Origin of the sequence: Streptomyces sp. AC555_RSS877 (assembly GCF_019049245.1) — a bacterium.
In the GTDB taxonomy this organism is placed as follows: domain Bacteria; phylum Actinomycetota; class Actinomycetes; order Streptomycetales; family Streptomycetaceae; genus Streptomyces.
Genome location: NZ_JAGMUK010000049.1, coordinates 64923 through 83391, shown reverse-complemented (window position 1 = coordinate 83391; position 18469 = coordinate 64923). Strand labels below are relative to the sequence as shown.

Genomic DNA, 18469 nt, shown 5'->3' with positions numbered 1-18469 from the left:
CACACGGACGTGAGAAGGACGCATCACGCACCCGGGCCTGGATCCGGACGCACGGGCGCTTCGATGCCGGCACGGGCCGCTTCGAGCTGGGCGGCGAACGCGATGCCGAGAAAGAGCGCGACGGCCGTGAGGTTGGCCCACAGCAGCAGAGCGATGAAAGCGGTGAGCGGCCCGTACACGGCGCCGAAGGCACCGCTCTTCTCGACATAGAGCGCGAGCAGCCATGTGGCCGAGACCCACAGCAGGAGGTGTACGGCAGAGCCGAAGGCCAGCCAGGTGTAGCCCGGCTGCACGCGACGGGGCGACCAGCGGAAGATCACGGCGGAGGCCACCCAGGCCAGCGCGAGTCCCACGGGGATGTCGAGCACGCCCCACCATGAAGGCCCGCCGTCCTCCCGGCCGGCGGATTCCGCGACCGCGGCGCCGACGGCCTCACCGGCGACGAGTACGACGAAGCCCAGCACCAGGGGGAGCCCCGCCGAGAGCGCCAGGACCAGCGCCCTGGCGTACTTGCGCGGGAAGGGACGGTCGCGCTCGATGCCGTAGATGCGGTTGGCGCCGCGCTCGATCTGCCCCATGGCCGAGGCGAGATTCAGCAGCGCGAAGGCCAGACCGAGCCAGAGGGCGAGCGTGCTCCACACGTCGCCGTCGGCGGTGCGCCGGGTGCCGTCGAAGGCGTCCTCGACGACGTGCGCGCTCGCACCCGGCACGATCCGGCCGAGGGTGAGCTCGATGATCCGGCCCGCCCCCTCCGTGTGCACCGACGTGGCCAGCCCGACGAGCGCCACGGTGCAGGGCACCAGACCGAGCACCACCTGGAAGGCGAGCGCGCGTGCGTTGGTGAAGCCGTCCGCGTAACGGAACCGGGCGAAGGAGTCGGTCAGCAGCCGCAGCCCTCCGTAGTGCCGCAGCGCGGTGAACGCTTCGTCGCCGGAGAGTTCTTCTCCGATCATGTCCCGGGTCTGGGGGACGTGGACTGCGGTTCCCATGGCCTGGACGCTCCCTTGTCGTGCGGTTGCCTCGTGTCCGGTTGCCCGGTGTGAACCTTCCCGTCCGACTTCGTACTACGTACGTCGGATACCTCTGAGCTGCGCCCGCTGCCCGCCCTGCGCCGGGACGGGGCCATGTCGCGCGGCATCGTGGCCGGGCCCGGGCCCGGGCGCAGCCGGCTCGGGTCAGCGGGCTGCTTCGACGTACGACGCCAGGTTGGCCAGCGAGGAGGCGATGCCGGCTTCGTGGGCCGCTTGGTCGATGCCGGGTGGCACGTCGGTGGCGGTGACGGTCACCTCGGTCCCGTCTCCGGCGGCAGCGAGGTACCAGGTCATCGTCATGGTGCCCGCGTACGACGGGTCGTCTGCCTCGAACACCGCCCGCTGCACCACGCGCTCCGGTGGCACCAGGTCCGCGAAACCGACGTCGACGACATCCGTCGCTTCCGAGGACTTGCCGGGGCTGCCGGTGGGGTCGAGGTAGGTGAGGACCATCCGGAACCCGCCACCGGGCCGGGGATCCCACCGCTCGATCCGCCCGCTCATACCGTCCGGCGGCAGCCAGGCCTCGAGCGATTCCCGGTCGAGGAGTGCGCCGTAGACAGTCGTCGGTGGTGCCGCGATCACCCGGTTGGCGCGGTCGGTCCTGCTCATGGTCCGATCCTAGGACCGAAGAGGTCCGCTGGGCCCGTCCTCATCGAACGACCCGCCGAAGAAACCAGCCAGGAAACGGGGTTGCTGCTAGTCGGAAGTGTTGTTGCCTTTGCAGGGCGGCCACGGTGCCGTGCAGTGTAGGCGCGACGGCGGAACACCCTGCGGGCGGCATGAGCATGGCCGATGCGGCGGCGCTCTCGCACCATGGAGCTGATCGGTGAACTCGCGTCACAGGGCGGCGAGTTCGGTGTAGGGCAGCCTTCCGTGAGACGGCACGTGACTCGCATGTTCCGCGGAGGTGCCGCTTCCTACGGTGCGTCGCGCGCCGTCTGGTTGCGCGCAGTGGTGGCGCGCTGGACCAGGGCGTACGAGCGGGTCGTCTGGCGCATGACCAGGGCCCGCAAGGCCAGTTGGAGTCCTCGGTCGACGTTCGCTCCCACCATGAGCCAGAAGTCGGCGGCGTGGTCGGCGTACGCCTCCGGGTGGCGCAGCACCAGGTGGTCGTAGCGTTTCGCCGCACGGTCCCGCCACTGCTGGGCAGCCGTACGGGAGCGACGTCATACCGGGGACCGATTTCCACAGCCGACTCGCACGGGAGTCCCGACTCCGACTCCGGCCCTCCGGGTCACCGGCCTCCGGCCCCTGCCCCCGACGCCTCCACGAGCACCTCGCCGGCAGCCGTCCGCACGTACAGCACCGACCGCCCGGCCCGTCGACGCTCCACCAGCCCGGCGTCCAGCAGCACCCGCAGATGCCGCCCGACCGACCCCAGCCCCTGGCCTGTCACGGCGACCAGCTGCGTCGTGCTCATGGGAGTCCCGAGCAGCACCAGCAATCCGGCCCGTGAGGTCCCGATGAGCGCACCGAGCCCGGCCGGGACGGGCCGCCGGTCGTGGTCCTCGGCGAGCACACCGAGACACGGGTAGACGACGGCGTACCGTTCCCGTCCCTCCCACGAGACCCACCCGGCCCCCGTCGTCACCGGCATGAACAGCAGCTGGGCTCCGGCGGCGACCTCCCGCGGGGGATACGGGTGCGGGTTGACCTGGAACCCGTTCTCCCCGAGCCACCGCGTCCACGGCCGCAGCTCGTCCAGCAGGGCCGCCCAGCCGCCCTGGCCCACCCGCGCGGTCCGCGCGACGACGTCCGCCTCCAGAACGCGCCGCCGACGCTCCCAGTACGGCCGTACGGTCTCCTCCCAGACGTGGGTCAGGAGCGCGGTCGCCCGCTCGGGCAGGTCGTCCCGCTCCAGGGCGGCGGGGAGCGGGCCCCGGAGAGACACGCGGAGGTTGGCCCGCGCCTCCCCGGCCCCGGCCGCCCGTACCCGGGCCACGGTCTCCTCGAAGCTCTCCCCGACGCACGAGGTGGGGCAGAAGAAGTCGGCGATCCAGGACGTGCCGAGTGCCGCCTGCACGAGCAGCGCGGCCACCGGGTCGGCCGCGAGGCGCGCGCAGTAGCCAGGCAGATGGGCGCGCAGCCAGGCCTCCTCGCCCGGATGGGCGCCGGTCCCCGCGTGCAGCAGTTTCAGGCTCGCGAAGGTCTCGGCGAACGGCGAGAGCACGAACCGACTGCGGGCGAGGGTGTCGGTGTCGATCTGCCATAAGCCCATGCGTACGACCTTTCGCGTGTCGGCGAAACAGTAAACATGGCTGCCGGGCCGCTCCGATACTTCGCCCCATGCGCAGCTACAGATCCCTGTTCCGCACCCCGGAGTTCACCCCGTATCTGCTCTCCTTCGCCGCCTTCGCCGCGGCCCAGACGCTCGGCGGCCTGGCCCTCGCCACGCTGGTCTTCCGGGCCACCGGCTCCCCGTTCCTGTCGGCGGTGAGCATGTTCGGCCCGCAGTTGGCGCAGTTGTTGGGGGGCGCGTTCCTGCTCTCGGGCGCCGACCGTCTGCCCGCGCGCGCGAGCCTGTCCGGCCTCGCCCTCGTCTTCGCGGCCGGCACGGCGGTGCTGGCGCTGCCCGGCCTGCCGGTCTGGGGGGTCTTCGCCGTCGTACTCCTGCAGGGCATGGTCGCGTCGCTGGGCGGGGGAGTGCGCGGGGGCCTGCTGAACGACATCCTGTCCAAGGAGGGCTATGTCCTGGGCCGTTCGGTGTCCAACATGCTCTGGGGACTGACACAGATGGCCGGTTTCGCGACGGGCGGCGCACTGCTGACGCTCCTGTCCCCACGGACCTGCCTGCTCCTCGCGGCGGCGCTGTACCTGATGTCGGCCATCGTCACCCGCCTGGGGCTCACGGCCCGCCCACCACGTTCCTCCGGCCGCCCGTCCGTCTCGGCGACCTGGCGCACCAACGCCCTCCTGTGGTCCTCACGCCCACGCCGCCTGACCTACCTGGGCCTGTGGGTCCCCAACGGCCTGATCGTCGGTGGTGATTCGCTCTACGTGTCCTACGCTCCCCAAGCCGCCGGCACGCTGTACGCGTTCGGGGCGCTGGGCATGTTCGTGGGCGACATGGCGGTGGGCCGCCTGGTACCGCCCGCGGTGCGCACCCGTCTCGCGACCCCGCTACGCCTCCTGCTGGCGGCTCCCTACCTGTTCTTCGTCCTACGGCCGGGAGTGGCGCTGTCAGCCGTGGCGGTCACCGTCGCCTCCGTCGGTTTCGCCGCGAGTCTCGTCCTGCAGGAACGCCTGATGTCCCTCACCCCCGACGACCTCGCGGGTCAGGCCCTCGGCCTGCACGCCACCGGCATGGCCGCCCTGCAGGGCGTCGGTGCCGTCCTCGCGGGCACGGCGGCCCAACTGACCTCCCCGGCCACGGCGATGACGCTGATGGCGACCGGATCGGTCACCGTGACCCTGACCCTGGTGGCGCTGGGCAGGCGCGAGGAACGACAGCCGGCCGCCCCCGGGACGCGTCCGGGCGTCGCGTCGGAACCCGCCACCAAGGACTAGGGCCCCTTCCCGCAGGTCACGCGCTCCCGCAGATCACGGATCACGTCCTGCCTCCACGGCGGTCGGAGGTCGGTGTCCGTCACCAGAACCGGCTGAGCGATGCGCGGGTGACGGTTGCTTGGTAGAACTGGGCGGTGCCCACTTTGGAGCGGGCACGGACAACTCTTTGTCGGGCGGATCCCCGCCTCCCTCCGCCCCGGCCTTCACCTGGAGCCCGCTTTGCCTCTGCGGACCGGTACCACCCGCCCGATAGTTCTGCTCCTGTCGACCGCTCTCGCGGCCGCAACGCTCACCGGCTGCGCGCTGCTGGAACTCACCAAGGACTGTGAGGGGACCGACGACCGGGTGAAGGAGGTGGCGGCGCTCGACATCCTCGACTCCCGCCCCGCCGGGGCCACGGTCGCCCGGGGCTTCGAGGAGGTTGACGCCGGCTGCTGGGCGGACAGCGGCGATGTCTCGGTGTATGCCGGCCGGACGTACGCCTTCCCAGGCTCGCAGGCCGAAGTCGCCGCACACTACCGGGCGGCGGCGGTACGGGACGGATGGAAGGCGGGCCCCGAAGCCTTGCCCGACGACCTGTGCTTCACCAGAGAGGAAATGGTCCTGCAGGTCGTTTTCCTCACCGCCGAGCTCCTCGCGGAGGACGGACACGGAAGCCGCCCCGACCTCACCACCGGGGCCGGCTACTCGATCAACATCGACTCGTTCGTGAACAGCGGCGTCGAGGCGGGCTGCTAGGAGGACCAAGCGAGTTGCCATTTGTCCCATGCCGCCCGTACGGAGGAGGAGCCCGATCTCCTGTCTCGGCTGGACGCCGTGGGCATCCCGCCAACGGCGTTGGTTGTCCGGGAACGTAGCCGCCAGGTTCTGTCGGCGTCTGACTGACTGTGGGTGGACTCCCGAGACGCATGCCCGTTTCCGGCGGACCGGATCCGTCCGGACGGTCCTCGCTCATTCCGGGTGGCCCGGCGGGAGCAGCGTGCCGGGCCACACGGGTTCGGGCTCTGTTCGGAGCGTGTCAGTCGCCGGACTGCTGTTCATGCCGGTGGGTCCCACGGGCAAGCTCTTGCAGGATGTCGTGCTCGCTCTTCCCGGTCATCCGGGCCATCGTGCGCAGCAGTTGCGCGCACAGGGCCGCGGTACCGTCCATGAGGGCCTCGGTCGCCATGGGGTCCTCACGTCGCCGTTCGGCGACGTACTCCGACAGCAGGTCATCTCCTGACACGTAGGCGGTCATGAACTCGATGCCGGCGCGGATGCGGTCGTAGTCGCTACTCATGGGCGAACGATCGCATAGAGGGGCGGCCATGGCTAAGCCTGCCCTGCGGCTCAAGCGTGGCTCTGTCCGATGGCTCAGATGACGTGGCCGTCCGGAGCCCCGCGCTGGCCCTTCGTGGCGTGCGGGTATGTGGCCTGCGGGTCTGTGGCGGGCGTTCCGCCTCCAGGGTGGTCTCCGCTGGGATCGCGCGCAGGGCCAGGCACGAAGAGACTCAGCCGGTAGGTGGTCGGGTGCATCAGGCGTCCGCAGAGGGTGTCGATCCGAGTCATCGCCCAGTCGATTCGCTCCGCCCCGGCGCGTAGGCGCCGCAGGTGAGCGTGCCACTCCGACTCGTCCCGGGTCTCGAAGATCACCTGCCAGTGACCCGTGCCGGGATCCGTGCGCATGGCAGCCCGCTGCCCCGCGTCCTGCTGCCGACGTTTCCTCTTCCGCTGCCCTGGCACCGGCCCAGCATCTCTGGCCCGGCACCACCGCGGCAAGGTCATTGATCCGAGTCACGGGGGTGTCCGGTGGTGATCATCTGCCAGACGGAACCTGGGTCGACCGCTGGTCGATCTCTGCACAAGTAAGCTGATCGCGTTGCGAACGGAACAACGAGAATTCACGGGGATGCACATGCGGACGCGCAGAACACTGGCCGGCATCGCGGGGACTGGCGTGCTCGCGCTGGTCGTCACGGCGTGCGGGTCGGGCGGCTCGGACTCTGCCGGTTCCGGCGGTGGGACGGGCTCGGATTCCGGCAAGGGAACGAGCAAAGCGGCCACGGCGCTACCGGTCGAGTCGACGGCGCGGAAGGCGACGTGGTCCGACCGGACTGCGACGTATCAGCTGACGCTCGCGCCCAGCCGACTCGCGCGCGGCACGGCGGCGGACCTGGAAGACGTACAGCTGGAAGCGGACCTGAAGGGGATGGTCCCGTACTACCTGACCGTCTCCTACACCAACACCGGCTCGGCGCCCTTGCAACAGCCGGACCCGGAGGCGAACTTCACCGTCACCCTCGCAGACGGAACGCCCGGCAAGGCGGTCTTCCTGTGGAACTCCAACTCCCTTGCCACCGGACCTAGTTCCTCCCTTCCTGACGACTGCGACAAGGCGGGTCCCGCCTCCGTGGCGGCCGGCGCCACGGCCAAGGTCTGTCGGCTGGTGCTGGTTCCCAAGGGGCACGAGCCCGCCGCGGTCGCGTACGCCGACGAGGCCGGTGACACCCTTCTGTGGAAGGTCGGCGACGGCAAGGGCGATGACAACGGGGGCCGGTTGCTGGCCGCGGGCACGACCGCCGATTCGACGTACGAGAACCTCACCACCAAGTCCGGCGCCGTACCGATCCGTGTCACCCCGAAGAGCGTGCGCGCCGGGAGCCTCAAGGACCTGGGCGACTACGAACTGAGCGACACCCAGAAGAACATGGTGCCCTGGTACGTGACCCTGGCGTACCGCAACGCCGGCACGGAGAAGCTCCTGCCGACCATGGACGACGGCGTCAGCCTGCGCAGCGCCGGCGGCCGCGATGTCCAGCCCTTGGCGTTGCTCGACCTCTCCTTCTCCAACACCGGGGCGGGCGAGGGCATCGACGAATGCCGGGGCAGCATCCCCAACACCCGCCTGGAGCCGAACTCCGCGCTGACCCTGTGCACCGTCCACCTGCTCCCGAAGGGCGACAAGCCGGCGATGGTGTCGTTCCAGGGCGAGGGCAAAGGCGCGAAGACGCTGACCTGGCGGGCAGGTTGAGCAGGTACCGGGGGTCCGGGTCCCCGAGGACTGATGCGTGGTCACCCGCCCGCGGGCGGGTGACCACGCATCGGCAGAGGGCTACTCCGGCTGTGTCACGGTCAGCGCCCACCTGATCGACTCGGTCGAAGCGTCTACAGCCACGGAGAAGGATCCCGAACGAACCGCGCCGGCCTTCATCGTTACCGAGCCCACCCCGGCATCTCCGGCCGGACAATCGACCGAGAACGCGGCAACCTGCCCTCGCTGCGACTCCATCGTCACCCCCACGTTCCCGCCACCCTCGCAGGCCACGGTGAGTACGGTCGGCAGCCCTTCCCACGCGCCCCCCGACACGACACCGCCATCTCCGGTGCGTTCGGGCACCCACACCAAGCCCTCGGGGCCAGGGTGGGGCAACAAGACGTCGGTTGACGCGGCGGCAGGCCCCGCCGTCACACCCGTCAGCCCTAACGCCGCCAGCGCCGCCACCGCCAGCGCCTTCCTCATCCGTCCCACGTTCGCTCCTTCTTGATCCGTCATGGACACCACAGTCTGCCCATGGCAAATGACCTCGCACATGAGTTCCTGTACTCAGAAGGCCTCAGCGCGGGTCCTCCGGATGGCACACCGAGGGCCGACGCTGAGCATCGCCTGGAACGCCCACGTCATCGCGACGAGCTCTCACGCCAAAGGCGACCGTGATGCGCGTGCCAAGGCCCTCCTGACCTCAGCCGCAGGGAAGGGCGTGCGCTTGCTCCGCGTAAGCAGTCGATGGTGGAAGTCGTCCAGGACGATTGCGTGCGGGGCGTGGCGGTCGATGATCTCGCCGATGTCGGGTGGTACGCCGACGGGTGGGTGACCTTCCAACCAGCTGCGCAGGAAAGCCCCGTGTTCGGTGCCGGCACGCACCGCGCCGGGCAGGTGGTGGCGAAGCAGGTGACTTGGCGCGTAGGTGCGGTCGTACACGAGGTGATCGGCGAGGAAGGCGCCTTCCTCCGCCGAGAGTTCGAAGTCGCGGCTCAACGCGAGCCCGAAGTCCGCGAAGTACACCCGCCGGCCGTCGGTGAGCAGGTTGGCGAAGTGCGTGTCGAAGTGGACCAGTCCGCGCGCGCTCATGAACTCCGTCCCTCTCCGCAGCGCATCCTCGACCCACCGGTAGAGCGACTCGCCTCCCGGCTCCGGACGGGCCGCGTCATGGGTGTCGCTGAGCCAGGCGGCGAGCGTCTGGGGCACATGCTCCAGGAAGAGCACCAGGCTGGAGGAGGACCTTCCGATGGCCTCCAGCCGGCGGCGCACGGCCGGCGAGCCCTCCCAGTGCGCGACGGCCCCCTCGATGCCTCCGAGTCCGTCAGCGAAGTCGGCCGGGGGAGTGTCGGGCAAGACCCGCCAGTGATAGAGCAGCGGGAAGCCCGCGTACTCGTCTTTCAGCACCCAGTCTGTCGTCATGATGTGCGCCGCCAGCTCCCGCCAGGCACCGAATCCCGCCGAACCCACCCCGTACTGGTAGAAGAGAGGAAGCTCGTACACGTTGGCGGTCGACCGTACGCACTCCGGCTGCAGCTCGATGTCCGTCAGCGGGACCCGTTTGACGAAGACGCGTTTCCCCTCGATTTCCATCTCCGCGGACCTACCGCCGATACCGGAGCCGAGACTCGGTGCGGCGGCCACCGCATCTTCAAGTCGACGGTCGCTCAACAGGGACAGCCGTGCTCCGACGGTCGCGTATGCGGAAACCCGCGCGGAATGCGCCGACCCGGTCTCGTCCATCGGCAGCTCCAGCCTGACATCAGACGGTATTCGGTCGATCCTGCCAGAGCTGTGAATTCCCGGCCGGAACCGGAAAGCGCGCGATCTGGTCGGAGGCCGGGGCCGGCACCGTCCGCCCTGACGGACGGACGGTGGCCGCGAAACTGCTGCGGGGTCATCGGACCAGGAGTTCGGGCAGTCCTCGAACGAAACCGGCGACCATCGTCGCCACCGCTTCCGGAAATTCCATGTGCATGACGTGGGTGGCGTCGATCCGGTTGACGTTGATCGCCGACCGGGTGCGGGAGAGCGCGGCCAGCTGATCGGAGACTTCGCGTGCGAATCCGGTGCTGAATTCGCCGAACCACTCCATGCCGGGCGCGGGGGGTGGCCGACGGTCCGCCTGCACCAGCAGCAGCGGGCGGTCGACCCCGTCCAGCCATGTGGTGACACCGAGCGCGCCGAGCCTGTGGAGTTCGTCCAGGATCCCCAGCGCATCCTTCCGCTCCGGCAGCGTCTGCCACCTGCCGTCGGGCAAGGGGCGTACGGCCGCGCGGATAGCGGCCTCCGCACGGTCGGCGGGAATCCCGAGTCGGGCGGAGTGGGTGAGCTGCATCTCGATGTACTCGGGTGGTGCGATGGCCCCGGCCGACGCCAGCAGCCATTCACTCACCCCTTCAGCGCCGGGGTACTCGGGTCCCCACCAGAAGCCGTCGAGATTCACGGCGCCGCGGGCACGGGCACGGTCCGGATTAGCCCGGGCGTACTCGACCGCGACCAGTCCGCCGAGGGAATGGCCCACCACAACGGCCTCCGGCACGCCATGCGCGTCGAGCGTGTCCGCGATGTGCCGCACCACGGTGGGGATGGTCCAGGGGGTGATGCCGGGAGAGCGGCCGTGCCCGGGAAGGTCGACGGCGAGGACACGGTGCCCGACGGTGAGCAGGGCGGCTGCGGCGTCCCAGTCGGTGAGTGACCGTCCGTATCCGTGCAGGAGAACCAGTTGGGGGCCATCGCCCCCGTAGTCATGAACGTGTAGGAGTGTCATCGCGCTTCACCGTAGGTGGCACGCAGCGTTTCGTACACCGGATTAAGGAAGCGCCTGCACCCGTCGGCCCGGCAGGCCGGATCGGCTGCACGTGGGGGGCAACCGTCTACTGCGGCTTGGTCGCGATCTGGATCAGGTTGCCGCAGGTGTCGTCGAAGACGGCGGTGGTGACGGGGCCCATCTCCAAGGGCTCCTGGGTGAAGCGGACGCCGAGGCCGCGCAGGCGCTCATACTCCGCCGTCACGTCCTCGACGGCGAACTGGGCGAGCGGGATGCCGTCCTCGACGAGCGTGTCCCGGTAGGTCTTGACGGCGGGGTGGCCGGCAGGTTCGAGGAGGAGTTCGGTGCCGTCGGGCTCTTCGGGCGAGACGACGGTCAGCCAGCGGTCCTTCTCGCCCACCGGGACGTCGTGCTTCTTCACGAAGCCGAGGATCTCGGTGTAGAAGTGCTCGGCCTTGGCCTGGTCGTCGACGAAGACGCTGGTCAGATGGATCTTCATGGGGTGCTCTTCCCTGGTCCGGGTGCGTCGGGCGCGAGCCATCGCTCGGTGATCTGCCGCAGCGGGGCCGTGTTCAGGTCGTGGAACTTGTAGCGGCCGTCTCGCCTGGTCTCGACGAGCCCGGCGGCCTCCAGCACGGCTAGGTGCTGGGAGACCGCCTGGCGCGAGATGCCGAGCTGGTGCTTCATGCTCAGTCGAGAGCAGATCTCGAACAGTGTCTGCCCGGACTTCTGGGTGAGCTCGTCGAGGATGGTGCGGCGGGTCGGGTCGGCCAAGGCTTTGAACACGTCGTCGGCCACGACCCCAGGATAGGCAACTATTCACTTGCCTATCAAGTCGAGGCGCGGACATCACGCGACAACGACGGCAGGGCCCCCGGCGCATCGGTTGGTTTCGACAACCTCGAGCGGCCGGAGGCCCTGCCTTCATGTGCTGATCGTGGGCTGCTCAGCGCAGCGGATCAGGTGTTGGGGCCGCAGTCCGTGACCCACTTGTGGGACGCGGCGTTGTCGTGGACGCCCGCGTTCCAGCCCTGGTAGCGCTTGTTCGAGTCCACCTGGTTGCTCACCCAGCTGAAGATCTTCGAGCCGTCGCGCAGGTTCCAGGTCTCCCCGCGCGGCAGGCAGGCGTAGGCGCTGGCGTACGACTCGTTGTAGTAGATGTTGACGTCGTCCCGGCCACCCGAGGTGCCGCTGTTCTGGACCTCGTCCACCTTGTTCTGCACGTTGTCCGGCCAGTCGGCGGTGTTGCCCTGGGCGTGCAGCTCTCCCTCTCCGTCGGCCCAGGCGCAGAACTCACCCGTGCTGCAGGGCGCTGCCTGGGCGATGCCGGGGGCGGCCAGAACCGCGGTGGCGGCGAAGACGGTACCCACGAGCATGGTGCGGATCTTGGACATTCTCTCGTTCACCTCTCGGTTGTCGATAGCTGTACTCACCGCGACGTCAGCCTTTACGGACGATGTCGCGAGCCTTGGGGAGGGCGGCCTGCTGGAGGCGCCGTACCGTGTCGAAAGCCTTTGAGTGCTCGTCGTAGAGCTCATCGGCGTACTTCTGGTCCAGCCGTGCCGCGGTGGCAGCCAGGCCGGACGTGTGCGCGCAGCGGGCTTCCGCGGTGGCGACGCGGATGTCCTCGGACTGGGCGCCGGGGCCCTTGTCGGCGAGCCGTTCTCCGCGAAGCGCCGCAGGCGTCCCGGCGCTGATCGCGTGCCGGCCCATGCAGCCGCTCCAGGAACGGACGGCCTTCCTGAACGCGGGGTCCTCGCTCACCCGGCCGATGCGGAAGCCGGGCAGGTTGTCGACCATCCGGGTCGACCGGTACCAGGCGCGGATGTCGCCGTAGAGGGTGCGCCAGGCGTCCACCACGCACCCCTGGTCGCTGCGGCTGAAGGTGCCGCCCATGGGAACCTCGGCCCGCAGTGCCGTGCGGTCCGAGGACGGGCCGTCGAGGGCGACGCCCCAGGCCTGGTAGCGCTCCTTGGCCAGGCCGTGGAGGTAGCGCGCCGACGGGGAGTCGCGGTCCTGCTCATCGAGCCGCTTCTGGATGTCCCGTCCGTACCCGTGCCGGGCGGCCCACTTCTCGTCGTCGACCACGTAGGGGAACGTGCGGTAGTCCGGCGCCGGGATCCGTGGAACGGGCCAGTACGCGAAGCCCCGCTCCGCCATGCAGCCGCGGGTCAGGAGCTGTTCGGCCCGGTGCAGGACGTCCAGTTCCGCGCTCGTCGCTTCTCGGAGCCGGTCGTGGCCCACCTGGGGCGGCTGGGCGGCCGAGCCGTCGCCGCCGCCGGTCAGGACGGCCGCGGCCACCAGACCCGCGCACACCACCGTGGCGCAGAGCCACCGCAACATTCTCAGCTTCATCTCGACTCTCCGTGCCTGCCTCGGATCAGGCGCACTGACGGCGGACGCCGCCCGTCTCGTCGCCCTTGAGGAAGATCGCGCTCACGTAGCCCACGCCACCCGCGCGCAGGGGCAGTTGGACCCACTTGTCGTTGGAGATGCCCTCGGCGTTCACGAGCTGGCCGGTGACCCAGCAGTTCGCCGGGTAACTCTCGTTCGGGTACACCTTGCTGACCGCATCGCACGAAGTCGACGCGCAGCTGCGTACGTTGGCCTCCGTCCAGGCGGTCACCGTGGTCTGGCCGCCACCGCCTCCCGGAGTGCAGGGCAGGCTCACGCCCCGGTCGCGCAGATACGGGACGGGGTCGATGCCGCGGATCGTCGTGGAGGTGCCGATCCTGACGCGCAGGTGCAGATGCGGTCCGGTGGACTCGCCCTCGCTGCCCATGAGGGCGATGCGCTGGCCGGCCTGGACCTGCTGGCCGACGGAGACGTCCCGCTGGTACATGTGGCCGTACTCCGTCACCGTGCCGTCGGAGTGCAGGATGCGGATCCACTGGCCGTAGCCGCTTGCCGGACCGGAGGCGATGACCTCGCCGGCGCCGACCGCGTGGATGGGGGTGCCGACGGCGTTGGCGATGTCTACGCCGTCGTGGGTGCTGCTGTAGCCCTGACTGACGGTGCCGGCAGCGGGGCACGAGGCGGCGAAGGCGGCGGCTCCGCTGGGCTGGGCGGGTGCTTCGGCCGCGGCGGGTGCCGCCGCCAGGAGCGGCAGGAGCAGGGTTGCTGCCGCCGTGAGACCGGCACGCAGATTGAAGCCGGGCAGACCAAGACGCACGAGTGCTTCCTCCCAGAGGTTCCCGAACAGTTGCTGTCCGGTTCCTGTGTGACTGCTGAACCGAACGGCTCGGAACGTATCCGTGCGACACCGGGGGAGGGCATCCGGAACGTTACGGAATGACAGCGCACCGCGACCCCCGATAGGGCTCTGTAGCTCGCTGAATCGCAGCGGCTTGAAGATCAGTTGGGGGAAGAACCACGTGAAACCGATATCCCGCAGGCTGCTGGGAAGCCTGTGTGCCCTGCTTGTCCTCGCAGGCCTGCCACCGGCCACCGCCGTCGCGGAAACCGCGGCCGACAAGACCCCGCGAAACAGCTGGCGGGTGGACCTGACCAGTACCTCCGCCGACCAGCGCAACATCGGACACCGCCCGGACGACAGCATCACCGTCAAGAGCGCCCGTGTGCGCACTCCGTCGGAGCCCGAGGCGTCCTTCGCGGTCTACACCGCGCCCGTGCAGAGCCTCGGCCGCCAAGCGAGCGCTTTCACCCTCCGCAGCCAGGCCGAAGTGCCGTCCGGCACCCGGCTGTTGACCGAGGTACGGGGCAGCGCTCATCCCGGTACCTGGACGGAGTGGCGTACGCCGGACCGGGCCGGGAAGTTCGTGCTCGCCGAGGCGGTCTCCGTGCTCCAGGTCCGGCTGACGTTTCTCGGCAACCGGGACGCCGGCCCCTCGGTCTCGGACGTCACCGTCCACGCGGACCGCGAACAGCCCAGGCCCTCGGCCGGTGCGCGCAGCGCGGTGGGCGCCACCGCCACCACGTACCGCCTCTTCGCGACCCGCGAGGGCCTGGAGGGACGCACCACCGCGAACGGCCATGTCATCAAGCCCCGCGACCACTTCGTGGCCCTGCCCTCGCGCCGGATGCTGGCGAGCAACGGCGGCCACGAGTACCAGGTGCGGCTCTGCTATCCGCGTACCGGCCGCTGCGAGACCGCACCCGTGTGGGACGTCGGCCCCTGGAACACCAAGGACGACTACTGGAACCCGTCCTCCGTTCGTGAGATGTGGGGCGACCTGCCTCAGGGCAGGCCCGAGGCCCAGGCGGCGTACCAGAACGGCTACAACGGCGGCCGGGACGAGTTCGGCCGTAGGGTCGCCAACCCCGCAGGGATCGATCTCGCCGACGGCACCTTCTGGGACGGCCTCGGCATGACGGACAACGACTGGGTGGACGTCACTTTCCAGCCCACGGACGGCGGTGGCGGTCCCACGACGGTCACGGCGTGGACACAGGCCAATGTGCGTGGCTGCGCGTCGACGTCGTGCGACGTGGTCAGCACGGTGCAGGCGAACGAGAGTTACCCCGCGAACTGCTGGAAGGTCGGCCAGACAGTCACGGCCGAGGGCTACACCAACGACAAGTGGGTCGAACTGCCGTTGCGGGCGGGCGGGGTCGGCTACGTCAGCGCGATCTTCCTCACCGGCGACGACAAGGGCGGTGTGACCACCCGGTGTTCCAGCTGATTCCGTAACGTGCGGGAGTCCGCTCTCGGCCCTCGTACGGCACTGTCCTGGCAGACAGGACACCAAAGAGGGGTGAGGTTCCATGCGGCTCCCACGGGGGACACGTTCGGGCTGGGCGGCGGTGCTCGCACTGCTGATGACGCTCGGGCTCTGTATGACGGCGGCGCCCGCGACAGCGGCCGCCGTGCCCGCCGCCCGGCCCGATTTCAAGCTGCCGTTCGCCTGCGGGCAGACCTGGCAGTTGCAGACGTACCGGGGACACACTCCGGAGGACAAGAAACTCGACATGTACCGCGTCGGCGGCGAGACCCTCGGTGCCCAGGTCGCCGCCTCAGCCGCCGGCACGGTCACCGAGTTGTTCGAGCCCGGCGGGCTGGAGATCAACCACGGCGGCGGCTGGTTCACGGTCTACCTGCACATGGACCGCATCGACGTGCGCCTCGGGCAGCAGGTTGCCTCCGGGGCGACGCTCGGACGACTCGGGCTGGTCGGCACGACTTCGGCACATCTGCACTACGAGCAGCTCTACGATACCAACGGGGACAACGACGGGGAGACGGACGAGATGGTCAACCCGGTGCTCCAGGGCACCGAGTACCGGCTCTCACCCGACGGGCCGTTCCCCCGCGTGACCAGTACCAATGCCTGCGGAGGAAGCGGCGACCCGGACAAGTACTGGGTCGACACCTTCGCCGACGCCACCGGATACGCCGCCGTGGACTGCGTCGGCGACACCAGGCCGGAGTGCACCGCCCAGGGAACGCTGCTCCAGGGCACCAACTACGTCCTGTGCAAGAAGTGGGGCGACGAGGTGCGGGCCGGCGGCTCGTACAACCACTGGTGGCTGCTGACCGACCTCGACGAGGTGACGCCCGGGGGCCAGGGGCGCGCCTATGTCTCCGCGTACTACCTGCAGCGCTGGGGGAACGACGAGGCGAAGGACAACGACGGACGCGAGATCCGTTCGTGCTGAGTCACGCGCACTCCGGGACGGTGGGAAGGTCCCGCGTCCGTACGGCGGGAAGCCAGGCGGTCCCGCTCGGGGCGTCCGGCAGACGGACCCGGAACCACTCGGTGGACCGGCTACCGGCCTCGTCCATGACCGGCAGGCCCTGCGGCATCCGGCAGTCGACGGACAGGACGTCTCCGTGCCACACCCGGGTCGCCACGACGTTGTCGACGGTGTACGCGGCGAGAGGATCCACCGCGAGACCGAGACTGCACTGCTGGTCGCGTTCCTCGGCGCGGTCGCGGCACCCCTTCTCCACGTTGAACACCTCGACCCGGCCGGCCGGTTCCGCACTGTCTGAAGCGGCGGTGCGGTCCGGACGCGCACCCGAGGAGCGGTCGTCATCGGCGGGGGCCGCGTAGGACCAGGCGGCGGCGGTCGCTCCGCACAGGGCGGCCGCCACCGCGACAGCGAGCAACGCCTTCCGGCGCACCCGGACGCGGCCACCGGGACCGGCCGCCGCCCCGCCCGCCTCGATACGGGCCAGCAGACTCGCGGCGGTGTGCTCGGCGCGGGCCGCATGCGTCGGGGCGAGACAGTCGCCGATCAGCTCACGCCAGAAGGGCGGTACGGCGTTGTCCACGCGAAGCGGCGTTCGCCCCTTGGCGTACTCCTGCACGGCCGCCCTGCGCGCCATGGGCGTGGCACCGGGAAACGGGGAGGTGCCGCCCGCGAACACCTGATGGATCACGATGCCCAGAGCCCAGATGTCGGCGCTCGGCCGCACCTGCACACCCCGCTCGCCGAGCGGAGCCTGCCAGCGCTCGGGCGGCAGATAGTCAGGGGTGCCGAAGGGCGGAATGTAGCCGTGTGTGCCGTGGGTGCCCTCGAGCTCCGCGGCGAGCCCGAAGTCGGAGAGTTTCACCGAGCCGTCCGCCATGAGAAGAACGTTGTCGGGCTTGAGGTCTCCGTGCACCCAGCCGAGACCGTGCAGATGGGCCAGCCCTTCGAATATCCCGGTGAGGAGCCGGCCTTTCTCGCCTTCTCCCAGGTCCTTTTCCGCTTCGATGAGCTGACGCAGGCTCCGCTCGGCACGTTCCATGACCAGGACGACGGCCCCGTCGAGAGCGGGATCCCCGGGTTCGCTCAGTACGACGGAGTCCAGCAGCCGGATCAGCCGCGGATGGCGGGCCCGGCGGCCCAACTCGATCTCGCGCCGGGCGGTTTCCACGAGCCCGCGCACCTGGCGCGGCGCGAGCCCCGCGGTGGGCAGGAACTTGAGCGCGACGACCTGTCCTTCGCCGGGCGGGTTCTTCGGACCTTCCGCCCCACCGGATCGGCCGGTGCCGTCCGGACCACCGGTGCCGTCCGGACCACCGGTGCCATCCGGACCACCCGTGTCGTCCGCGCCGCCCTCGGCGTCGACCACGCCACCGGAACGGATCGCTGTGGCTGAGCCCTGCCCGGCGCCGTCGTTTCCCGCGCCGTTGAGGCCCGCCTCGGGGCTGTCGCCCGGTGCCGGGTCCGATCCTACGAACCGACCCTCGTAGACCGTCCCCCAGCCCCCGGCCGCTATCGGTTCGGTGACTTCGAATGGGCCGACCCGGTAGCCGCGCGGAACTCGCTCCAGGGGTACGCTCACGGACTCGCTCATCTGGACCCCACCGGACCTGCCGTTCCCGCCGTCCCCACCGTTCCCACCCGCCCCGCCGAACGGGACGGCAGTAGCGCCAGATGTTCCTCGCGGACCAGCCCGAAACGCAGTGCGAGTCCGACGACCGCCTCGCGCTTGCCGTTGCGGCGCGCGCCCTGCCCCGGTTCCGGTGCGGCCGGTGACTCGATGCGGAGTTTCTCCTCGGCGAGGTAGTCGATGTGGGAGCTGATCGCGCGAGCCGTCAACTGGCTGTACTCCGGGTGGTTCCGCAGCCTTTCGACGAGTTGGGGCGTGGTCGGGACGGCGACCGCCGACTCGTCGCGCAGCCGGGGCTCGCACAGCGCGACCAGCACCAGGAAGTAGGCGGCGGTCTCGTCGAGCGAGTACGCGGTCAGGGTCTGCGTCCCCCACCGGCCGCCCCTGCTGTCCGGGTCGAGGTAGACGTGGTCCGGCGCGAACACCTGGAAGCCGACCGTGGAGCCCCTGGTCGGCAGGAGAACACGAGCGAACTCGAAGGGAATGGGCGCGCCGACGCGGCGCGGCGGCACCCTCAGGTATTCCCCCGCCCCTTCCGGGTTCTCCACCAGATAGCTGTGCGTGGAGCTGTAGTTGCTCAGCTGCCAGTGGTCGTCGGTCACCCGGATCTCTCCTGCCAGCCTGGAGACCGCCGGGTCGATCAGCCGCAGCTCGACGGGTGTCGAACCGGAGCCACGTCCGAATCGGGCCACGTCCCCAGGACCCAGCCTCAGGGTCACCGGGCCCTCGTCGCCCTCCGGGGGAAGATGGACCACTACGCCGCTCATCGGCCCCTCAGCTCTGCCAGTTCCGCATCGTCGCCGCCGTACGCGGTGAAACCGGACTCCTGCGCTCCGGTCAGTGCGGCGCCGAAGTGAAGG

21 protein-coding genes are annotated in these 18469 nt (G+C 70.0%); 5 read left to right on the top strand and 16 right to left on the bottom strand.

Features of this window, described 5'->3' with window-relative positions; translation table 11 throughout:
- Positions 1-23: 23 nt before the first annotated feature.
- The 4 genes from KUM49_RS21220 to KUM49_RS21205 all read right to left on the bottom strand — a co-directional run bounded on the left by KUM49_RS21220 (position 24) and on the right by KUM49_RS21205 (position 3252).
- Complete coding sequence (locus KUM49_RS21220) at positions 24-989, bottom strand: YihY/virulence factor BrkB family protein (RefSeq protein WP_217238465.1); 966 nt, start codon at positions 987-989, stop codon at positions 24-26.
- Between the two features lie 186 nt (positions 990-1175).
- On the bottom strand, positions 1176-1643 hold the full coding sequence (locus KUM49_RS21215; RefSeq protein ID WP_217238464.1) for an SRPBCC family protein: 468 nt from the start codon (positions 1641-1643) through the stop codon (positions 1176-1178).
- Positions 1644-1951: 308 nt separating this feature from the next.
- Positions 1952-2137, bottom strand: coding sequence for a hypothetical protein (locus tag KUM49_RS21210; protein ID WP_217238463.1), 186 nt, complete (start codon positions 2135-2137; stop codon positions 1952-1954).
- A gap of 131 nt (positions 2138-2268) precedes the next feature.
- Positions 2269-3252 (bottom strand): helix-turn-helix domain-containing protein, encoded by a 984-nt coding sequence (locus KUM49_RS21205; RefSeq protein ID WP_217238462.1) that lies wholly within the window; start codon positions 3250-3252, stop codon positions 2269-2271.
- A gap of 68 nt (positions 3253-3320) precedes the next feature.
- On the opposite strand from KUM49_RS21205, the gene KUM49_RS21200 reads away from it, so the two are divergent.
- Positions 3321-4541, top strand: coding sequence for an MFS transporter (locus KUM49_RS21200; RefSeq protein ID WP_217238461.1), 1221 nt, complete (start codon positions 3321-3323; stop codon positions 4539-4541).
- A 219-nt stretch (positions 4542-4760) separates the two neighbouring features.
- Positions 4761-5279, top strand: coding sequence for a hypothetical protein (locus tag KUM49_RS21195; RefSeq protein WP_217238460.1), 519 nt, complete (start codon positions 4761-4763; stop codon positions 5277-5279).
- A gap of 280 nt (positions 5280-5559) precedes the next feature.
- Here KUM49_RS21195 and KUM49_RS21190 read toward each other — a convergent pair whose 3' ends face one another.
- A complete protein-coding gene (locus KUM49_RS21190; RefSeq protein ID WP_217238459.1) occupies positions 5560-5820 on the bottom strand; it encodes a hypothetical protein in 261 nt (86 codons plus the stop codon).
- A gap of 74 nt (positions 5821-5894) precedes the next feature.
- Positions 5895-6206 carry a hypothetical protein gene (locus tag KUM49_RS48485; protein ID WP_254401568.1) on the bottom strand — a complete coding sequence of 104 codons (312 nt, stop codon included), beginning with the start codon at positions 6204-6206 and terminating at the stop codon, positions 5895-5897.
- Between the two features lie 229 nt (positions 6207-6435).
- Here KUM49_RS48485 and KUM49_RS21180 point away from each other — a divergent pair, with 229 nt between their 5' ends.
- On the top strand, positions 6436-7551 hold the full coding sequence (locus KUM49_RS21180) for a hypothetical protein (RefSeq protein WP_217238458.1): 1116 nt from the start codon (positions 6436-6438) through the stop codon (positions 7549-7551).
- 81 nt (positions 7552-7632) lie between these two features.
- Here the strand turns inward: KUM49_RS21180 and KUM49_RS21175 are convergent, their stop codons facing one another.
- The 8 genes from KUM49_RS21175 to KUM49_RS48480 all read right to left on the bottom strand — a co-directional run bounded on the left by KUM49_RS21175 (position 7633) and on the right by KUM49_RS48480 (position 13499).
- Positions 7633-8040, bottom strand: coding sequence for a hypothetical protein (locus KUM49_RS21175; protein ID WP_254401567.1), 408 nt, complete (start codon positions 8038-8040; stop codon positions 7633-7635).
- A 174-nt stretch (positions 8041-8214) separates the two neighbouring features.
- Positions 8215-9300: a protein kinase family protein gene (locus KUM49_RS21170; RefSeq protein ID WP_217238457.1), complete on the bottom strand. Its 1086-nt coding sequence runs from the start codon at positions 9298-9300 to the stop codon at positions 8215-8217.
- Positions 9301-9454: 154 nt separating this feature from the next.
- A complete protein-coding gene (locus tag KUM49_RS21165) occupies positions 9455-10327 on the bottom strand; it encodes an alpha/beta hydrolase (RefSeq protein ID WP_217238456.1) in 873 nt (290 codons plus the stop codon).
- Between the two features lie 106 nt (positions 10328-10433).
- Complete coding sequence (locus KUM49_RS21160) at positions 10434-10826, bottom strand: VOC family protein (protein ID WP_217238455.1); 393 nt, start codon at positions 10824-10826, stop codon at positions 10434-10436.
- Positions 10823-11125 carry a helix-turn-helix transcriptional regulator gene (locus KUM49_RS21155; protein WP_217238454.1) on the bottom strand — a complete coding sequence of 101 codons (303 nt, stop codon included), beginning with the start codon at positions 11123-11125 and terminating at the stop codon, positions 10823-10825. Before KUM49_RS21155 ends, KUM49_RS21160 begins: the two co-directional genes overlap by 4 nt.
- A gap of 161 nt (positions 11126-11286) precedes the next feature.
- On the bottom strand, positions 11287-11721 hold the full coding sequence (locus KUM49_RS21150) for a peptidase inhibitor family I36 protein (protein WP_217238453.1): 435 nt from the start codon (positions 11719-11721) through the stop codon (positions 11287-11289).
- A gap of 46 nt (positions 11722-11767) precedes the next feature.
- On the bottom strand, positions 11768-12682 hold the full coding sequence (locus KUM49_RS21145) for a hypothetical protein (protein WP_217238452.1): 915 nt from the start codon (positions 12680-12682) through the stop codon (positions 11768-11770).
- Positions 12683-12707: 25 nt separating this feature from the next.
- On the bottom strand, positions 12708-13499 hold the full coding sequence (locus KUM49_RS48480; RefSeq protein ID WP_308406684.1) for a M23 family metallopeptidase: 792 nt from the start codon (positions 13497-13499) through the stop codon (positions 12708-12710).
- Positions 13500-13701: 202 nt separating this feature from the next.
- On the opposite strand from KUM49_RS48480, the gene KUM49_RS21135 reads away from it, so the two are divergent.
- A complete protein-coding gene (locus tag KUM49_RS21135) occupies positions 13702-14970 on the top strand; it encodes an SH3 domain-containing protein (RefSeq protein WP_217238451.1) in 1269 nt (422 codons plus the stop codon).
- A gap of 82 nt (positions 14971-15052) precedes the next feature.
- Positions 15053-15943: a M23 family metallopeptidase gene (locus KUM49_RS21130; RefSeq protein WP_217238450.1), complete on the top strand. Its 891-nt coding sequence runs from the start codon at positions 15053-15055 to the stop codon at positions 15941-15943.
- Between the two features lies 1 nt (position 15944).
- On the opposite strand, the gene KUM49_RS21125 is transcribed toward KUM49_RS21130, so the two are convergent.
- Both KUM49_RS21125 and KUM49_RS21120 read right to left on the bottom strand, forming a co-directional pair.
- On the bottom strand, positions 15945-17573 hold the full coding sequence (locus tag KUM49_RS21125; RefSeq protein WP_217238449.1) for a serine/threonine-protein kinase: 1629 nt from the start codon (positions 17571-17573) through the stop codon (positions 15945-15947).
- Positions 17570-18376: a serine/threonine protein kinase gene (locus KUM49_RS21120; protein WP_217238448.1), complete on the bottom strand. Its 807-nt coding sequence runs from the start codon at positions 18374-18376 to the stop codon at positions 17570-17572. The genes KUM49_RS21125 and KUM49_RS21120 overlap by 4 nt, the downstream gene beginning before the upstream one ends.
- Positions 18377-18469: the final 93 nt, after the last annotated feature.